Below are 16,572 nucleotides of genomic sequence, written 5' to 3' on the forward strand. Positions count from 1 at the left end.
CTCAGGCCGGGTCGTCGGCGATGTCCTCGCGGGTCGAGCGCTGCAGCCCGTCCTCCGGGGCGACGGGGTCGACGGCCGCGGGCCTCGAGACGAGCCAGCCGAGCCACAGGACCGCGGCGTAGAGCGGGACGCCCATCGTCAGCCGCGCGATACCCAGCCCCACGACGTCCTCGGCCAGGTACAGCGGGACCTGCACGAGCAGCCGGGCCGCGAACATCGCGGTGACCAGGCCGGTGGCCAGGCGGTAGCCGCGCATCCGGCGCGGGTCCCGGCGCCAGTCCAGCCCCTCGCCGCGGATGAAGCCGAAGAGCACGCCCAGCAGGGGCCATCCGGCGGCGATCGAGGCGCCCATGACGATCAGGTAGACGAGATTGATCCACAGCCCCGTCACGTAGTACTCGATCGCCTCGCCGCTGCGCCAGGCGAAGATCGCGCACACGAGCACCCCGATGAGCCCGGCCATCGCCTGGACGAGGCTCTGGCGCTGGGCCAGGCGGGCGATCGTGAAGACTCCGGCGACCCCCAGGGCGCAGATCAGCGCGAGCCCCAGGGCCTGTCCCGCCACGAAGACCACGAGGAAGACCGCACCCGGCAGGATCGCCTCGGCCAGACCGCGCCACCCGCCCACGGCATGCAGGACGTCCAGCTGCCCCGCCTCGGTGCGGCGCATGCCGGAGCGCCGGGCGTAGGCGGTCATGGACTCGGCGACCGACGGCGAGGGACGGGAGCCCGCCCCGGGGCGGGCCGCGTCCTGCCGGGCCTCGTCGCCCTGGCGGAGGCCGTGCTCCGCGGGGGCAGGGTCCTCCCGCGGGTCGTGGGCGGGGCCGGGTGCGGGGCTGCTCATCACTGCGCCTTCCGGGCGATGATCTCGAAGCGGGGATTGAAGATCGTGGGCTGTCCCTCCGAGCTGCACAGCAGGCCCGAGCAGCACAGCTCGGTCCCGGCGCGCACACCGGGCACCGATCGCTGGCCCTGCCACACGAGGCGCACGGCGGTGCCCTCGGAGGCGGGGCGGCGCGGGTCCCGGACCACCAGCAGCGCCTCGCTCGACGGGCGCTCGGCAGCGGCCGCGACCCGGATCTCCGCGACGCGGCCGCTCGCGCGCACCCGGCGCCGCGCCCCGGTGCGCGAGGCGCGATCCGCGCCGCAGGCCGCCCGCGCCTCGTCGAGCGACGCGCCGGGCGCCTCCAGCGCGGCGATCCTCGGGTGCGAAGCGGTGATCGGGGCCGGGCCGGGGGTCAGGCCCGCATCCTCGACCTGCTCGTGCTCCCCCGCCGCGTGGCTGCCGGCGGGCTCGGCGGCGACCGTGCTCATCGCGTCTCCGTGATCTCCGGCCCCCGCTGCGGGGGCGCCATCGGAGCGCGCTGCTGGACGGCCGGCCGGGTCGCTGCGCTGCCGGTGCCCGAGGAGGTGCCCGCGCCCCTGCCCTCTTGTGCCGCCGCCTGGCCCTGGGCGGGGCGGCGGACCGCGCGGCGCCTGGCCACGGGCTTGGACTGCACGCCCTCCGGGACCTGCAGCGGGAGCAGGTCCCGCGGCGGCATGGGCTCGGAGCCGCGGCGCACGACGACGGTGCGGATCATCTCGTCGAACTCGGCGGAGGCCTTCGGCTCGATCGCCGCCGGGCCGGAGATCACCGCGCGCAGGAACCAGCGCGGGCCGTCGATGCCGATGAACCGCGCCGGGCGGTACCCCTTGGTGCCGTCGCTGGTCGTCGCGGGGAAGCGCGCGCGCAGCTCCGTGCCGAACGGGCCCTCGACCGCCTGCGGGGCCCCGTCGCCGCGCCGGAGCGAGTCCATCAGGTCCTTGCGGATCTCGTCCCAGATCCCCGTCGTCCGCGGCGCCGCGAAGGCCTGGAGCTGGACGGTCGAGCCCTTGTGATCGAGGTTCACGGCGCGGGGGCGGTTGCCCTTCTCGTTGACCTCCAGGCGGATGCCCACGCCCTGGACCTGCGGGATGAGCAGCGAGCCGAAGTCCATCCGGCCCTCGCGGTCCTCGACCTCGGAGATGTCCCAGGGGCCGCCGGCGCGGAGGTCCTCGCCCGCGTCCTCGGCGTCCTCGCGGAGGTCCTCGGCCGGAGCCGCCGCGGCAGACTCCCGCTCCTTCTTCTTCCTGCGTCCGAACATGTCGTCTCTCCTCGGAATCGATCGCCGCCTCGCGGACGGACGCGGCGACCTCGTGGTCTGGGTCTCGGGGCCTGCGGCCCCGGCGGCCGGATCGGGCCGAGCGGTCAGCGGGTGCCCGACGAGCCGAAGCCCGTCCCGCCGCGGTCGGAGGCCGCCAGCTCGTCGACCTCGTCCAGCTCGACGGCGGCGACGCGCTGCAGCAGCAGCTGCGCGATGCGGTCCCCGCGCCCGATCCGGAACGGCTCGTCCGGGTCGGTGTTGAGCAGGGCCACCTTGATCTCGCCGCGGTATCCCGAGTCCACGGTCCCGGGGGCATTGAGGACGGTGACCCCGTGCCGGGCCGCCAGCCCGGAGCGCGGGTGGACGAGGCCGACCCAGCCGGGCGGGACGGCCACGGCCAGCCCCGTGCCGATCAGGGCGCGGCGCCCCGGCTCGATCACGGCGCCGTGGCTCGCGCGCAGGTCCATGCCGGCGTCGCCGGGCTTGGCGTAGGCGGGCAGCGGCAGATCGGGGTCCAGGCGGCGCACCTGCAGGCGCAGGGGGGCCTGCTGCGCGCCGCGCGCATCGCGGATGTCGTCGGTCTCGGCCGGTTCTGCGGCGGAAGGGTCGATGAGCACAGTGCCCCACTGTAGACCGCGGCGCCGACGCCCTCCGGAGGCGCCGGGGTCCGTCCGTGGACCGCGCGAGTCATGGGATGATGTCCCCCATGACTGATGACGACGTGCTGTACCGGGAGAAGCTCGATCCGGCGTGGTGGATGTGGCTGCTCTTCCTGGGGCTGGCCGGCACGGTGCTGATCGCCCTGGCCCCCATCGCCACCTGGCTCGGGATCCTCGGGGCGGTCGTCGTGATGATCATCTGCCCGGTGCTCGCCTATGCGCGCGCGACGTCCATCGTGGTGACCGAGGATCTCCTGCGCGTCGGGCGCGCCAGCATCGAGCGCCGCTTCGTGGGATCGGTCGAGGCCTTCACCGACTCGGAGGACGTCCGCCGTGCCCGCGGCCCCGAGCTGGACGCCCGCTCCTACATGAGCTTCTCGGCCTCGGCCTCCGGCCTGTGCCGCATCGAGATCACCGACCCCGTGGATCCCACGCCCTACTGGCTCGCCGCGACCCGGCACCCCCACGAGCTGGCCCAGGCGCTGACCCGCTGAACCGTCCGCGCCCCCACGCGGGAGCGCCCCCGAGGGACGTGCCCGTGCCCGAGCGGACGACGAAGCCCCCGACCGCCACGGCGGTCGGGGGCTTCTGCTGAGTCGATGTGCCGAGCCTGCGCGGACGGCGGCCGGGCCGCGGAGCGCTCGGCGCGCTGCGGGATCCGCAGCGGCCGCGGGCGCCTGTCAGCCGGCGCACTCCACGCAGATCTTCATGCCGTCCTTCTCCTCCGCGATCTGCGAGCGGTGGCGCACCAGGAAGCACGAGCCGCAGGTGAACTCGTCCTCCTGCGCCGGCAGGACGACGACGGAGAGCTCTTCGTGGGAGAGGTCGGCGCCCGGGAGCTCGTAGCTGTCGGCGGCCGTGGCCTCGTCGTCCTCGTCGGCGTTCGGGTGCTGCGTCTCGTTGCGACGCGTCTTCAGCTCCTCGATGGAGTCTTCCTTGAGCTCCTCTTCCTGCTTGCGAGGGGCGTCGTAGTCAGTTGCCATAGTGGTGATCCCTAATCCATGCGACGAAGACTGCGGAGGGGCGGATGTCATCCCCTCACGGGGCCCTGGAGGGAGGGCCCGCACCGGCCTTCCGGCCTCGTGTCGTGAGGATTGTTCACTATGGGCCCCGGAAAGACCAATGCGTCCGCTCACGACGGAAAAGTTGCTCCCGGTTGCCGGGAGCGGCCCGCGCGAGCCCGGTCTCGGGGTCGTTCTGCCGGGGTTCGCGGACCCGGCAGAACATGTCGTGCGGCACCCGGGCAGCGCGCCGGGCGGCGCCTCGATGCGCGTCGATCGGCCGCGGCCACTAGACTCTGCCCAGATGCGGACTGGGACCGCGCCGCACCGCCCCGGCACCGGGTCGAGACGAACCGGTCGGCCCGCGGCGCCGCCCCCCGCGACCGAGCACCCTGCGGAAGGCTGGAGAAGGATGGACGAGCTGCGCCTGGAAGGCGTCCACGACGACGGCGAGCACCTGGTGCTCAGCGACTCCTCGGGCCGCCGCAGCCTCCTGGCGGTCGACCAGCAGCTGCGCCAGGCCGTCCAGCGCGCTCGCCGCACGCCGCCGCGCCGTCCCCGCCAGGGGGCCGAGTTCGGCCCCCGCGACATCCAGGCCCGGTTCCGCTCCGGCGCCTCGCTCGAGGAGATCGTCGAGGAGTCCGGGTGGGAGCCCGAGCGCGTCCGCCGCTACGAGTGGCCGATCCTGGCCGAGCGCGGCCACATGGCCCGCGAGGCGCAGAAGGTCGAGCTCGGCACGCGCCGCACCGAGGGCTACCGCTCGGCGTTCGAGGGGGCTCCCCTCACCCTGGCCCAGACCCTGGAGACCCGTGCCCCGGAGCTGGGGATCGCGGCCGCGTCGTTCGACTGGGATGCCTGGCAGCGCCCCGATCTGCTGTGGACCGTGGCGGTGCGCTTCCGCGTGGTCGATCCTGCCAAGGCCCCCCAGGATCTGGTGGATCAGCAGGCCATGGCGCAGTGGGTCTTCAACCCGGCCAATCTCTCCGTGTCCCCCGAGCCCGGCTGGGCCGAGCACCTGACGGCCGAGCAGGGCCAGGACCGCCCGCGCGACGGCGTCTTCGGCGAGACCCGCGCCCCTCGTCCGACGCCCCGGGCCGCCGGATCGGCCGAGCCGGGCCAGGAGGCGCAGGCGCAGGCCGGGGCGGCCCGGGGCGAGCAGGCCTCGACCGCACAGGATCCGGACGGCCGGGCAGCGGGGGCCCAGGCCCCGGACCGGCAGTCGGCGGACGAGCGGGCCTCGGCCGACGAGGCCCCGTCCGAGGATCCGGCACCGCGGCCCGAGGCGGTGCGCGAAGCGGTCGAGCGCGTCGGCGATGACGACGCCCGCACCACCGAGGAGCTGCTCGACGTCCTGGACGCGCGCCGCGGTCAGCGGCTGGGGACGGACGAGGAGGCCGACGACCGGCTCGCCGCGATCCTGGGCCGCTCGATGGGCCAGGTCGACGCCAGGCCGCGCCCGATCTCCGCGCCCGAGGACGACCAGCTCTTCCAGCAGACCATCCAGACCGGACGCCCCGTCGGCGCCGAGGCTCAGCAGCCCGGGACCGCGCAGGAGGCGGACGCCGGCCAGAGCGCCGAGACCGGGACGACGGGGCCCTCGGGCGAGGACGACGAGCCCGCCGAGCAGTCCGAGGCCGACCCGGCGACGGATCCCACGCATCACCACGAGGCCACGATCCACCATCTGGGCCGCGCGGATGCCGGGACCTCCCACGAGTCCGACATCGTGGAGATCACGGACGACGAGGACGATGCGCCCGCCCAGCCGACGCCGCTGCGCTCGGCCGCTCCCGGACCGTCCGACGGCTCCGCCGCCGACACGGGCGACGAGGCCCCCTCCTCCGAGCCGGAGCAGGACGAGGCCGACCGCAGGCCCCGCCCGCGAGGCCGCATCGGCGGCAAGCGCACCCGGTCCTCGGTCCCGAGCTGGGACGACATCGTCTTCGGCGCCAAGAACGACTGAGCGGCCGCGCTCCGAGCCCGCCGGGCCTCAGGCCAGGCGCAGCAGCGGCACGCGCGTCTCGGCCGGGGTCGGGGCACCGTGCTGGCCCACCATCTCCAGGGTCCGCGCGCTGATCCGCGTGAGGTCGTGCAGGGCGAGGTCCTCCTCGAGCGGGGTGACGACCAGATCGCCGATGCGGGGCAGGACATCGGCACGCAGGTCCTCGCGGGCGCCGAACCAGCCGTCGTCGAGCAGCTGCTCGCGGGTCTGCACGCGCACCCGCCGGCCGAGCTCGGAGGCCTCCCAGCGGGTCCGCACCCTCTCCTGGAGCTCCCGGCGCTCGCCCGCCGAGGAGGTCTCCCGCAGGTGCAGCTGCAGGCAGCGCGGCTCCCCAGCACTGGTGCGGACATCGTCGAGCAGCCCGGGCACCCGGGTGAGGTCCACCCGCCCCTCGGGCGGGACGTCGACCATGCCGTGATCGGCGCTGAGCACCACGGCGGTCTCCCCCGGCAGCCGGGCGCACAGCCGCCGCAGGGAGCTGTCGAGCTCCTCGAGCTCCCGGGTCCACTGCTCGGAGCCCCAGCCGCGGCGATGGCCCGTCTTGTCGAGGTCGTCCCAGTAGAAGTACATCAGCGCCCGCCGGCCGGCCCGCAGCTCGTCGTGGGCGGCCCTGGTCCGGGCGAACACGCCCTCCGCCCCCACGAAGCGGCCCCCGCGCAGCGCCGCCGTGGTCAGCGCCGAGCGCTCGAACTTCCCGCGGCTGACGGTGACCGCATCGATCCCCTGCGCCTGGACGCGCTGCAGCACCGTCTCGTGCGGCTGCCAGTCCAGGGGGTCGACGCGCGAGTCCCAGCCGCCGAGCATGTTGACGGCCTCGCCGAGCTCCGGGGAGAACGAGTCGTAGCCGGTCAGCCCGTGCGCGCCGACCGGAAGGCCCGTGCCCAGCGCGGCCAGCGACGACGCGGTCGTCGACGGGAACGCGGCATCGAGGCCGCCGAGATCCTGCGCCGCGCGCAGGAACGGCGCATAGGAGCTGCGAGCCGCGAGCTGCTCGGCGCCCAGGCCGTCCACGAGCACGACGACGATGCGCTCGGCCTCCGGCAGCCCCAGGACATCGGTGAAGCCATCCGCCCCGATGGCCGCCGCAGCGGAGGTGAGCAGGTCGGCGATGCTGCGCCGGCCGTAGCGCGGCGGCCGGGGCCCGGGGCTCTCGGCACGGTCCTCGGCCGGGACGGCCCAGAGCCCCGCGTCCGCGGCCTCGGCGGGCTCGCTCATCGCGTCGCCCGCTCGACGGCGCTGCGGCGCAGGGCCCGCGCGAACTCCCGGGCACCCTCGACGGCTTCGACGCCGTCCGCCTCGGCGCTGATCCGCAGGGCCACGTCCTGCACTGCCGAGACGCCGGTGTAGCCGTGGTCGGCATCGCAGTTCGGGTCCTCGCAGCCGGCCGGCTGCAGGTCGATGTTCTGGGTCCCCGTCCAGGCGATGTTGAGGTTGACCTCGCTGATCGGATGCCCGGAGCGGTACTGCTGCGGCTTGTAGTAGGCATAGGTCAGCGTCACCGAGCTCACGTTCGCGGCCGCGACGGACTCGGTCGAGGCCAGCGCCAGGACCTCCTGGCCCGCCTCGTCGTACTCCTGGTCGTCCACGTGGGTGACGTGCAGCAGGCCCTCGGACAGGACGAGCACGGTGATGTGCCGGTGGATCTCGTCGCGGTCGAACGTGGTCTCGAGCTGCACGAGGTGCGACTCGGGAGCCGCCCCGTCCAGGGCATCGGCCACCACGTCGGCCACCAGCTGCGGGTAGTAGCCGGCGCGCTCGATGTCCTGGCGCAGCTGCTCGCCGCGCGGTCCTGACTGCGTCATGTGCTTGGGTTCCTCCTCGTGCCTGGGTCGTCCTGCGGGGTTCCTGCGCCGTCCGGCGGCGGACGGGCCGCCGCATGGCGGCTCAGCCGCCGTCGAGCTGATTGCCCGTGTCCTGGCCGCTGCCCAGCTGCGTCCCGTTCAGCCCGTCTTCCGGACCCGGTGTCACGGTCGTGGTGGGCACGCTCGTGGCGCTCTGCGAGGCCGTGGGCTCGGGGGTGGGCTCGGCCGGGTCGACCGCCCCGCCCCCGGCGCCGTTCACCAGGATGACGACCAGCACCACGACGGCCGCGAGCAGCAGCGCCAGGACGCCGAGCACCGCCCAGCCGGCCGCTCCGCCCACCCCGATGGCCGACAGCGGCCCGCCACGGGAGGCGCCTGCCGCCGTGGCGCCGGAGCCCTGCCCGGGATGCACCCCCTCGCGGGGTCCGTCCTGGACGCCGAGGGCGGAGGCCGGTGCGGCAACGGGGTGCGTTCCCCCGCCGTGCGGGCCGTGCGGGTCCTCCGCGTAGCCCACGGCGGCTGCTGCGCCGCCGGCGGCCGTGCGCGCCTCGGCCGGGGTCCGCAGCGTGTTCTCCCGCAGCGTCGCGGATCCTGCGCCGGCCGCTGCCGCGAAGCCGGTCGCGCTGCCGTGCGCCGACGCCTCGCCCACCGGCGTCTGCGAGCCCGCCCAGGAGATGCTGCGCTGCGGGGCCGCGCGCTGCGGACCGGTCATGGCCGGTGTCGCGCCGAGCAGCCCGGCCCGCGAGCGCTGGCCCTCGGGCAGCGGCCCCTGGACCGCGGCGGCGGCCTCCCCGTCGATCGGCGGGGCCTGCGCCGGCACGGCGTATCCGCTGCGGTCCATCCCCGAGGGCATGCCGCGCAGCGCCGTCCCGGCGGGGCCCGAGGCCGGGCCGACCAGCGGCTCGCCGCCCGGCGGGACGGCGGCGTCGGGATGCTCGTGCAGCCGGCCGCCGGGCGGCGCCTCGATCTGCCCGCCGGCCGGCTGCGGCCCCGTCGCGACGGACTGCGGGGTGCGCTCGCCCGCATCGGCGGCCTGGGCGATGTTCTCGCCGGTGCGCTCCTGGCGCGGCGGCTGCGCGAAGCCGGCCACGATGTCCTGCCAGGCCTCGGGCAGGGGGTCCAGCGTCTGGAAGATCTCGACGATCTCGCCGTCGCGCGTGGTGGCCTCGCCGAAGTCCGCATCCGCCGTGGGCTCGAGCCGCTCCATCAGGGACAGGGCGCCGTCGTGGCGCACCGAGGGATCGGCGTCGAGCAGCGCGGCCACCTCCGCTCCGAGCAGCGAGTCCTCGCCGAAGACCTCGAAGGCGTCCTCGGGGGCGGGGGCCGTGCCGCGGTCCGCGTCCGGGCGCACCATGCGCATGGCCACGACGCCGGCGGCGAAGAGGTCCTGCGAGGGATCCGGGTCGGCGCCCCGCAGCAGCTCGGGGGCGATGTAGCCGGGGGTGCCGACGACGGTTCCGATCCGGGTCAGGCGCGCGTCCTCCCCCTGGGTGGCGATCCCGAAGTCCGCCAGCCGAGCCCGGGGCCGACCCGTGCCGGTCGCATCCATCATGAGGTTCGCCGGCTTGACGTCGCGGTGGATCCAGCCCTCGGAGTGCACGAAGTGCAGGGCCGAGATCAGCTGCCGCAGGATCTCCTCGGCCACCCGGTCGGAGAACGCACCGTGGTCCCGGATGACGCTCTCGAGCGTGCCGCCGTCGCTGAGGTCCATGGCGATCACGACGTGCTCGTCCTCGGCGGCCCAGCCGTACGGGGCCAGGACGTGCGGGTGATCGATCTTGACGCTCTGCTCGCGCACGAAGCGCAGGAGGTCGGCGGAGTCCCGCTGGCGCAGGACCTTGGCGGCGCAGACCTTGTTGCGCCGCTGGTCCCAGGCGCGCCACACGGTCCCTGAGCCGCCGCGGGCGATCGGATCGATGAGCGTGTACCGGCCGGCGATGGTATCGCTCATGCCCCGCTCACCTCCGCATCGCTCGTCGTGCGCTGTCCGTTCGGTCCTGCGCATTGCCCAGGCGGATGTCGGCCTCCAGCACAGTCAGTCGTTCGCTCGACAACAGTACCGGGTTCAGCTCGAGGCGAGCGATCTGCGGATGCCGGTCCTTCAGCAGCGACACGCGCATGACGAGCTGCTCGAGCTGCGTGACGTCGAGCGGCGGCTGGCCCTCGTGGCCGAAGAGCTTGCGGGCCGCCTTGGGCTCGCGCACCATGCGCCGGATCTCCAGATCGGTCAGCGGGGGCACCCGGTGCGCGTGGTCGTCGAGCAGCGTCACGGCGTCGCCGGCGACGCCGAAGGACAGCACCGGGCCGATCAGCGGGTCCTCGGTGGCGCGCAGGACCACCGCCTGCCCCGTGGGGGCCATGGCCTGCACGTCGAGCTGCTCCGCGCCCGCGCTGATCCCGCGCCGCATCGAGGCCACGGCGTCGCGCAGCTGCTCGGGCGTGTCGATGTTCAGCCGCACTCCCCCGAGATCCAGGCGCCGGCGCAGGTGCTGGTCCGCGCTCTTGAGCACCACCGGGTAGCCCAGGCGCGCCGCGGCGGCCAGGCCGTCGTCGACCTCCGAGAACCGCTCGGTCGGCAGGACCTCGATGCCGTAGGTCGCCAGCAGCTGCGCGGTGCGCTCGCGGTCCAGGCGCAGCAGCATCTCGCCGCGGATCTCCCGCGACCACGTCTCGAGCAGGGCCTCGGCCTCCTCGTCGTCGAGGTCCTCGGGAACCGTCGCGAGGTCGTCCTCCTCGTCGCGCCAGTGCGCCCACCGCTGCAGCGCGTCCAGCGCGGTGATCGCCGCCGAGGGGGCCTGGAAGACCGGCAGCGTGCGCCCCTGCGCATCGGCATGCACGCGGGAGGAGGCCGCCTGCTCGACGTCGCCGGTCGCCGCCAGGACCACCGGCTTCCGCGCGGCCTCGGGATCGGCCCGGCGGCGCTCGTCGATCGCCGCGCACAGGGCATCGGCGAGCTGATCGCCGCCGACCCCCGCGATCGGGATCACCGCCACGGCGACCGCATCGGCCCGGGGATCCTCGAGGGCCGCGAGGGTCTCTCCCACGACGGCCTCGACGGCCTCCTGCCCGCCGCGGGAGGTGTCCACCCTGTCGCTCATGCGCGCGATCGGCATGTCCAGACGCATGGCCGTGTCCTCCATGAGGCGGGCCAGGGCCATGGCGTCGGCGACGAGGGCGGTGCGCCGCCCCCCGGGCAGGGGCTGGGACGTGCCCACCGAGGCCACGTCCATCAGCAGATCGGAGGTGGCCACGCGCACGACGCCGGCCTGGGCGAGCATCGCATCCAGGGCTCCGGCCGGGGCCTCGGTGGTCCGCCCCGTGTGCCCGGGCGGCAGCCGCAGTCCCGTGACCTCGGACTTGGAGACCACCACCGGCTTCGTCAGCGCCAGGCGGCGGGCGATGCGCGTGAACTTGCGCGGATTGCCGAAGGACTGCAGCGACAGCCCGCACACGGCGGTGGCCTCGTCGTCCTCCCAGTACTGCATCATGTCGTTGCCCGAGACGTCGGCGCGGTTGCCGGCCGAGACCATCGTCGACACGCCGACCCCGTGGCGCACGGCGGCCGAGGACAGCAACATGCCCAGGGCCCCGGACTGGCTGAACAGCCCGAGCGTTCCCGGCCCCGGCACGACGGGCAGCACGGTGGCGTCCATGGACTGCTCGGGGTCGTGGTTCAGCAGCCCGATCGAGGCCGGCCCGACCACCCGCATGCCGTGGCGCCGCGCGGTCGCCACGAGCTGCTGCTGGCGGGCGGCGCCCTCCCGCCCGGACTCCGCCCAGCCGCCCGTCATCACGACGACCGCGTGGGCGCCGGCGCGGCCGCATGCCTCCACGACCTCGAGCACCGCGTCCATGGGAACGGTCACCACGGCCAGGTCGACGTCGCCCTCGATCTCCTCGGGGCTCGAGACGTGCGTCATGCCGTCCTGCTCGAAGGGCACCGGGTTCACGCCGTAGAGGGGGCCGCCGAAGCCGCCGGCCACGAGATTGGCCACGACCCGGTGCCCGCCGTTGCTCGGATCCGCGGAGGCGCCCACGACCGCGATGGAGCGCGGGGTCAGCAGGCGGGCGGTGGAGCGGGCCTCCGCGCGGTGCTCGCGGGCCACCATCACGGAGATCGAGCGCTCCGTCGGGTCGATCGGGAAGTCCAGGGCCACCACGCCGTCGTCGAAGCGGCGGGCGACGTCGTAGCCGGCCTCGACGAACACGTGCAGCATCGAGCGGTTCTCGGGCAGCACCTCCGCCGTGAAGCGGCTGATGCCGTTCTCGCGGGCCGCGGCGGCCAGGTGCTCGAGCAGGATCGAGCCGATGCCGCGGCCCTGGTGCGGGTCCGAGATCATGAACGCGACCTCGGCCTCGGGGGCCTCCCCGGCGCGGTCGTAGCGGCCCACGCCGATCAGCTGCGAGCCCAGCAGGATCACGAAGCACACGCGGTCGCGGTGGTCGACCGTCGTGTAGCGGGCGAGCTCGCGGCGGGTGAGCGTGGTCTTGTGGGAGAAGAACCGCAGGTAGATGGTGTTCTCGGACTGCTGGTGGAACATGTCCAGCAGCAGCTGCTGATCGTCCGGGCGGATCGGGCGCAGATGCGCCGTGGCGCCGTCGCGCAGGACGACGTCGGCCTCCCAGTGCCTGGGGTAGCCGGGGCCGTCGCCGGCCTGGGGATCGGGCGTCCGAGGGCTGTCGTCGGAAGGTGCAGTGTCCGGGGCCATAGACTGCAGGCTACAGAGGATCGCGGCAGGCACCGTGATCTGAGCAACAGTTCCGCGCGATGACCGCGCGAGTCGTCGCGGCCCGCGCCGCGGTTGAGGAGAAGCACCACCCCATGGCCCCCCGCAGGAGCAAGGCCCAGAAGTCTGCGCTCGACGAGCTGCCCGCCGACTTCCGGGAGAACGTCGTCGACATCGACGTCACGCGCGAGATGGAGGACTCGTTCCTCGAGTACTCGTACTCCGTCATCTACTCCCGGGCCCTGCCCGACGCCCGCGACGGGCTCAAGCCCGTGCAGCGGCGCATCCTCTACATGATGGACGACATGGGCCTGCGCCCCGATCGCGGGCACGTGAAGTCCGCGCGGGTGGTCGGCGAGGTCATGGGCAAGCTGCACCCCCACGGCGACTCCGCCATCTACGACGCCATGGTGCGCATGGCGCTGCCCTTCGCCCAGCGGATGCCGCTCGTCGACGGCCACGGCAACTTCGGCTCGCTCGACGACGGGCCCGCCGCCTCCCGCTACACCGAGGCCCGGCTGGCCCCGGCCGCCCTGCAGCTGACGGCGGATCTCGGCGAGGACGTCGTCGACTTCGTGCCGAACTACGACAACCAGTTCCAGCAGCCCTCGGTGCTGCCGGCCGCGTACCCGAACCTGCTGGTCAACGGGGCCACCGGCATCGCGGTGGGCATGGCCACGAACATGGCCCCGCACAACCTGCGCGAGACCGCGGCCGGCGCCCGGCACCTGCTCGAGCACCCCGACGCCTCCCTCGAGGACGTCATGGCCCTCATCCCCGGCCCCGACCTGCCCTCGGGCGGCCAGATCGTGGGGCTGGACGGCATCCGCGACGCGTACCGGACGGGCCGGGGGTCGTTCCGGACCCGGGCCACGGTCTCGATCGAGCAGGTGAGCCCGCGCAAGCAGGGCATCGTGGTCACGGAGCTGCCCTACATGGTCGGCCCGGAGAAGGTGATCGACCGGATCAAGTCCGCGGTGCAGTCCAAGAAGCTCACGGGCATCTCCGACGTCGTCGACCTGACCGACCGCGCCAACGGGCTGAACCTCGTCATCGAGATCAAGAACGGCTTCAATCCCCAGGCCGTGCTGGCGGCGCTGTACAAGCACACCCCGCTCGAGGAGTCCTTCGGCATCAACAACGTCGCGCTCGTCGAAGGGCGGCCGCGCACGCTCGGGCTGCTCGAGCTGCTGCGGGTCTACAACGAGCACCGGCTCACGGTGGTCCGGCGGCGCACCGAGTTCCGGCTCGGCAAGCGGCGGGACCGGCTGCACCTGGTCGAGGGCCTGCTGATCGCGATCGTCGACATCGACGAGGTCATCCAGATCATCCGCTCCTCGGAGCAGACCGCCGAGGCCCGCGAGCGCCTCATGACGATCTTCGATCTCACCCGGGCGCAGGCGGATCACATCCTTGAGCTGCGCCTGCGCCAGCTGACCCGGTTCTCCCGCCTCGAGCTCGAGCGCGAGCAGGAGGACCTGCAGCGCGAGATCGGCGAGCTCGAGGCGATCCTGGGCTCCGAGGCGCGGCTGCGCGAGGTCGTCTCGGACGAGCTCGCCGAGGTGGCCGAGCAGCTCGGCGACGACCGCCGGACCCGCCTGCTCGAAACCGACGACGCCCCCGCCCTGACGGCGGCTCCCGCGGCGAAGGCCCCGGCCGGGCCGGCCCTGGAGATCGCCGACGACCCCTGCTGGGTGTTCCTCTCGACCACCGGGCGCATGGCCCGCACCGACGACCGCACCCCGCTGGCCGAGCCGGGCAGGCGGCTCAAGCACGACGCCCTGCGCTCGGTCGTGGCCACCTCGGCCCGCGGGGAGATCGGCGCGCTCACCTCGAGGGGGCGGATGATCCGCGTCCCCGTGATGGACCTGCCCGCCCTGAGCTCCTTCGACGGTGCTCCCCGGCTCGACGAGGGCACCGCGGCCGGCGACTTCCTGTCCCTGGGCAAGGGCGAGCGGCTGATCGGCCTGGCTCCGCTCAGCGAGGTCGTGGCCATGGGCACGCGGCAGGGAGTGGTCAAGCGGCTGAATCCCGACCACCCGCTGAACCGCGACGAGTGGGAGGTCATCAGCCTCAAGGACGGCGACGAGGTGATCGGTGTCGGCCCGGCCCCCGAGTCCGCGCAGCTCGTGTTCATCACGGAGCAGGCCAAGCTGCTGACGTTCTCCGCCGAGCTCGTGCGGGCCCAGGGCCGCACCGCAGGCGGCGTGGCCGGCATCCGACTGGCCGACGACGACGCGGTGCTCTTCTTCGGCCCGGTGGCCTCCGGGGATCCCGAGGCCCGCGTGGTCACCTTCGCCCGCGCCGACGGCTCGCTGCCGGAGCTGGGCGGCTTCTCCGTGAAGGTCACTCCCCTCGCCGAGTACCCGGCCAAGGGCCGGGCCACGGCCGGGGTGCGCTGCCATCGGCTGCTGAGCGGAGAGCAGGGACTCGTGCTCGCCTGGGCCGGGCACGGGCCCGCCAAGGCGGTCTCGGCCGCCGGCGTGGCCCGGAAGCTGCCGGCCGAGTTCGGCCGCCGGGACGGCTCGGGCGTCGCGGCGGATCAGCTGCCGGATGCGATCGGCCCGGCCTGGAGCCCCGTGGCGGCCGCCGGCCAGGACGAGGCGGACCCCGCGCAGGACGGGGGCGGCGCATGAGCGCCTCGGGCCAGGTCGTGATCGAGCGGGCCGAGCCGCGCGATGCGGCCGTGCTGCATGAGATCGCCCGGCGGACCTTCCCGGATGCGACCCCGCCCGACGCCGACCCCGCGGCGATCGACGAGTTCGTGGCCTCGAGCCTGTCCGAGGAGATCTTCCGCGGGCACATCGACGATCCGGGCAGCCGGGTCCTGATCGCCCGCACCGGCGGGGCCGCGGTGGGCTACGCGCTGCTGCTGCTCGATCGCGTCCTGCCCGCGGGCGAGGACCCCGGCCCGGGGCTGCCGCGCGAGCGCGGCCTGTTCCTCTCGAAGCTCTACCTGCTGCCCGAGGCGCGCGGCTCCGGGGCCTCGCGCGCGCTGCTGCAGGCCTGCTGCGAGACCGGGCGCCGGATCGGGGCCGATCTGCTGTGGCTGCAGGTCAACGAGCACAACGCCCGGGCGAACGCCTTCTACGAGCGGATGGGGCTGCGCCGGGTCGGCGCGGCGTCGTTCCGGCTCGGACCCCGGGTGCACCGCGACCACGTCCGCGCCGTCGCGCTGTGACCCGAGCGGCGCCGCGCACCGGCCCGGGTCAGGCCCTCGGCCCGAGCAGACCCGCGGCGGCCACGGCGTCGCGCTCGTCGATCAGCTCCGCGACCGAGCGGTCGATGCGCTGCCGGGCGAAGTCGTCGATCTCCCATCCGGGCACGATGCTCCACTGCCCGTCCCGGCAGGTGACGGGGAAGGAGCTGACGATCCCCTCGGGCACCCCGCAGGACCCGTCGGAGGCCACCGCCATGGAGGTCCAGCTGCCCTCCGGCGTGCCGTCGACCCACAGGCGGACGTGGGAGATCAGCGCGTGGGCGGCCGATCCCACCGAGGAGCCGCCGCGCACCTCGATGATCTGCGCCCCGCGCCCGGCCACCGCCGGGATGTAGGTCTCGGCCACCCAGCTCCGGCCCAGCCCGCGTCGGGCCAGCACCTCCTCGGCGGGCCGTCCTGCGACCGTCGCGCGGGAGAGGTCCACGAACTGCGTGGCGGAGTGATTGCCCCAGATCGCTGCGCCGTCGACCTCGGAGGCGGCCGCGCCGCAGGCCTGGGCGAGCTGGGAGTGCGCGCGCAGGTGGTCCAGCCGGGTCAGCGCCGTGAAGCGCTCGGCGGGCAGCTCGGGAGCGTGGGAGGCGGCGATCAGGGCGTTCGTGTTGGCCGGATTGCCGACGACGACGGCGCGGAAGGACTCCGCGGCGCCGGCGCCGATCGCCCGCCCCTGCTCCGAGAAGATCCCGGCGTTCGCCTGGAGCAGGTCGGCGCGCTCTATGCCCCGGGACCGGGGCCGGGCCCCGATCAGCAGCCCGATCTCGCTGCCCTCGAAGGCCTGCACGGGGTCGTCGAAGACGTCGACGGACTCCACCAGGTCGAAGGAGCAGTCCGAGAGCTCCATCGCCACGCCCTCGGCCGCGCGCGCGGCCTGCGGCAGCTCCAGCAGGCGCAGCCGCACGGGGCGCTGCGGGCCGAGCAGATCGCCGGCTCCGGTGCGGAAGAGCGCGGCGTAGCCGATCTGTCCCGCGGCTCCCGTGACCGTCACGGTGATCGGGCTGAGGCGCTGCGCGCTGCTGCGCGGGTTCGGGTCCATGGCTGCTC

General features: G+C 74.5%; 14 protein-coding genes. 4 read left to right on the forward strand and 10 right to left on the reverse strand.

Annotated elements, in window-relative coordinates:
• Nucleotide 1: 1 nt before the first annotated feature.
• The 4 genes from FSY66_RS06825 to dut all read right to left on the reverse strand — a co-directional run bounded on the left by FSY66_RS06825 (nucleotide 2) and on the right by dut (nucleotide 2,740).
• On the reverse strand, nucleotides 2-844 hold the full coding sequence (locus tag FSY66_RS06825) for a DUF3159 domain-containing protein (RefSeq protein WP_144792674.1): 843 nt from the start codon (nucleotides 842-844) through the stop codon (nucleotides 2-4).
• The gene (locus FSY66_RS06830) at nucleotides 844-1,314 is read right to left on the reverse strand and encodes a hypothetical protein (RefSeq protein WP_144792676.1); all 471 of its coding nucleotides are present in this window, start codon (nucleotides 1,312-1,314) and stop codon (nucleotides 844-846) included. Before FSY66_RS06830 ends, FSY66_RS06825 begins: the two co-directional genes overlap by 1 nt.
• Nucleotides 1,311-2,123, reverse strand: a complete 813-nt coding sequence (locus FSY66_RS06835) for a DUF3710 domain-containing protein (protein WP_144792679.1) — start codon at nucleotides 2,121-2,123, stop codon at nucleotides 1,311-1,313. The genes FSY66_RS06830 and FSY66_RS06835 overlap by 4 nt, the downstream gene beginning before the upstream one ends.
• Nucleotides 2,124-2,227: 104 nt before the next feature.
• On the reverse strand, nucleotides 2,228-2,740 hold the full coding sequence (dut, locus tag FSY66_RS06840) for a dUTP diphosphatase (RefSeq protein ID WP_396350884.1): 513 nt from the start codon (nucleotides 2,738-2,740) through the stop codon (nucleotides 2,228-2,230).
• A gap of 89 nt (nucleotides 2,741-2,829) precedes the next feature.
• Between dut and FSY66_RS06845 the strand changes: the two genes are divergently transcribed.
• Nucleotides 2,830-3,276: a DUF3093 domain-containing protein gene (locus tag FSY66_RS06845; RefSeq protein WP_144792682.1), complete on the forward strand. Its 447-nt coding sequence runs from the start codon at nucleotides 2,830-2,832 to the stop codon at nucleotides 3,274-3,276.
• A 186-nt stretch (nucleotides 3,277-3,462) separates the two neighbouring features.
• On the opposite strand, the gene FSY66_RS06850 is transcribed toward FSY66_RS06845, so the two are convergent.
• Nucleotides 3,463-3,765, reverse strand: a complete 303-nt coding sequence (locus FSY66_RS06850; RefSeq protein ID WP_006214887.1) for a DUF4193 domain-containing protein — start codon at nucleotides 3,763-3,765, stop codon at nucleotides 3,463-3,465.
• 430 nt (nucleotides 3,766-4,195) lie between these two features.
• On the opposite strand from FSY66_RS06850, the gene sepH reads away from it, so the two are divergent.
• Complete coding sequence (gene sepH, locus FSY66_RS06855; RefSeq protein ID WP_144792685.1) at nucleotides 4,196-5,746, forward strand: septation protein SepH; 1,551 nt, start codon at nucleotides 4,196-4,198, stop codon at nucleotides 5,744-5,746.
• 27 nt (nucleotides 5,747-5,773) lie between these two features.
• Here the strand turns inward: sepH and FSY66_RS06860 are convergent, their stop codons facing one another.
• From FSY66_RS06860 to FSY66_RS06875, 4 genes are all read right to left on the reverse strand, one after another.
• A complete protein-coding gene (locus FSY66_RS06860; RefSeq protein WP_144792688.1) occupies nucleotides 5,774-7,000 on the reverse strand; it encodes an alkaline phosphatase family protein in 1,227 nt (408 codons plus the stop codon).
• Nucleotides 6,997-7,587: a DUF5998 family protein gene (locus FSY66_RS06865; RefSeq protein WP_144792691.1), complete on the reverse strand. Its 591-nt coding sequence runs from the start codon at nucleotides 7,585-7,587 to the stop codon at nucleotides 6,997-6,999. The genes FSY66_RS06860 and FSY66_RS06865 overlap by 4 nt, the downstream gene beginning before the upstream one ends.
• An 82-nt stretch (nucleotides 7,588-7,669) precedes the next feature.
• The gene (locus FSY66_RS06870; RefSeq protein WP_186304484.1) at nucleotides 7,670-9,538 is read right to left on the reverse strand and encodes a protein kinase domain-containing protein; all 1,869 of its coding nucleotides are present in this window, start codon (nucleotides 9,536-9,538) and stop codon (nucleotides 7,670-7,672) included.
• Between the two features lie 7 nt (nucleotides 9,539-9,545).
• The gene (locus FSY66_RS06875; protein WP_144792697.1) at nucleotides 9,546-12,296 is read right to left on the reverse strand and encodes a bifunctional acetate--CoA ligase family protein/GNAT family N-acetyltransferase; all 2,751 of its coding nucleotides are present in this window, start codon (nucleotides 12,294-12,296) and stop codon (nucleotides 9,546-9,548) included.
• A gap of 113 nt (nucleotides 12,297-12,409) precedes the next feature.
• Between FSY66_RS06875 and FSY66_RS06880 the strand changes: the two genes are divergently transcribed.
• Nucleotides 12,410-14,950: a DNA gyrase/topoisomerase IV subunit A gene (locus FSY66_RS06880; protein WP_144792961.1), complete on the forward strand. Its 2,541-nt coding sequence runs from the start codon at nucleotides 12,410-12,412 to the stop codon at nucleotides 14,948-14,950.
• Nucleotides 14,947-15,495 carry a GNAT family N-acetyltransferase gene (locus tag FSY66_RS06885; RefSeq protein ID WP_144792700.1) on the forward strand — a complete coding sequence of 183 codons (549 nt, stop codon included), beginning with the start codon at nucleotides 14,947-14,949 and terminating at the stop codon, nucleotides 15,493-15,495. The genes FSY66_RS06880 and FSY66_RS06885 overlap by 4 nt, the downstream gene beginning before the upstream one ends.
• A gap of 28 nt (nucleotides 15,496-15,523) precedes the next feature.
• On the opposite strand, the gene FSY66_RS06890 is transcribed toward FSY66_RS06885, so the two are convergent.
• Nucleotides 15,524-16,564: a malate dehydrogenase gene (locus tag FSY66_RS06890; RefSeq protein ID WP_144792703.1), complete on the reverse strand. Its 1,041-nt coding sequence runs from the start codon at nucleotides 16,562-16,564 to the stop codon at nucleotides 15,524-15,526.
• Nucleotides 16,565-16,572: the final 8 nt, after the last annotated feature.

The organism is Kocuria palustris (assembly GCF_007666205.1).
Classification (GTDB): domain Bacteria; phylum Actinomycetota; class Actinomycetes; order Actinomycetales; family Micrococcaceae; genus Kocuria; species Kocuria palustris_A.

Bases quoted from the DNA above. Each gene is read 5' to 3' on its own strand.
- FSY66_RS06885 (WP_144792700.1), top strand. From the start codon at position 14,947: ATGAGCGCCTCGGGCCAGGTCGTGATCGAGCGGGCCGAGCCGCGCGAT.
- FSY66_RS06875 (WP_144792697.1), bottom strand. From the start codon at position 12,296: ATGGCCCCGGACACTGCACCTTCCGACGACAGCCCTCGGACGCCCGAT.
- FSY66_RS06870 (WP_186304484.1), bottom strand. From the start codon at position 9,538: ATGAGCGATACCATCGCCGGCCGGTACACGCTCATCGATCCGATCGCC.
- sepH (WP_144792685.1), top strand. From the start codon at position 4,196: ATGGACGAGCTGCGCCTGGAAGGCGTCCACGACGACGGCGAGCACCTG.
- FSY66_RS06835 (WP_144792679.1), bottom strand. From the start codon at position 2,123: ATGTTCGGACGCAGGAAGAAGAAGGAGCGGGAGTCTGCCGCGGCGGCT.
- FSY66_RS06825 (WP_144792674.1), bottom strand. From the start codon at position 844: ATGAGCAGCCCCGCACCCGGCCCCGCCCACGACCCGCGGGAGGACCCT.
- FSY66_RS06830 (WP_144792676.1), bottom strand. From the start codon at position 1,314: ATGAGCACGGTCGCCGCCGAGCCCGCCGGCAGCCACGCGGCGGGGGAG.
- FSY66_RS06890 (WP_144792703.1), bottom strand. From the start codon at position 16,564: ATGGACCCGAACCCGCGCAGCAGCGCGCAGCGCCTCAGCCCGATCACC.
- FSY66_RS06850 (WP_006214887.1), bottom strand. From the start codon at position 3,765: ATGGCAACTGACTACGACGCCCCTCGCAAGCAGGAAGAGGAGCTCAAG.
- FSY66_RS06865 (WP_144792691.1), bottom strand. From the start codon at position 7,587: ATGACGCAGTCAGGACCGCGCGGCGAGCAGCTGCGCCAGGACATCGAG.
- FSY66_RS06845 (WP_144792682.1), top strand. From the start codon at position 2,830: ATGACTGATGACGACGTGCTGTACCGGGAGAAGCTCGATCCGGCGTGG.
- FSY66_RS06860 (WP_144792688.1), bottom strand. From the start codon at position 7,000: ATGAGCGAGCCCGCCGAGGCCGCGGACGCGGGGCTCTGGGCCGTCCCG.
- FSY66_RS06880 (WP_144792961.1), top strand. From the start codon at position 12,410: ATGGCCCCCCGCAGGAGCAAGGCCCAGAAGTCTGCGCTCGACGAGCTG.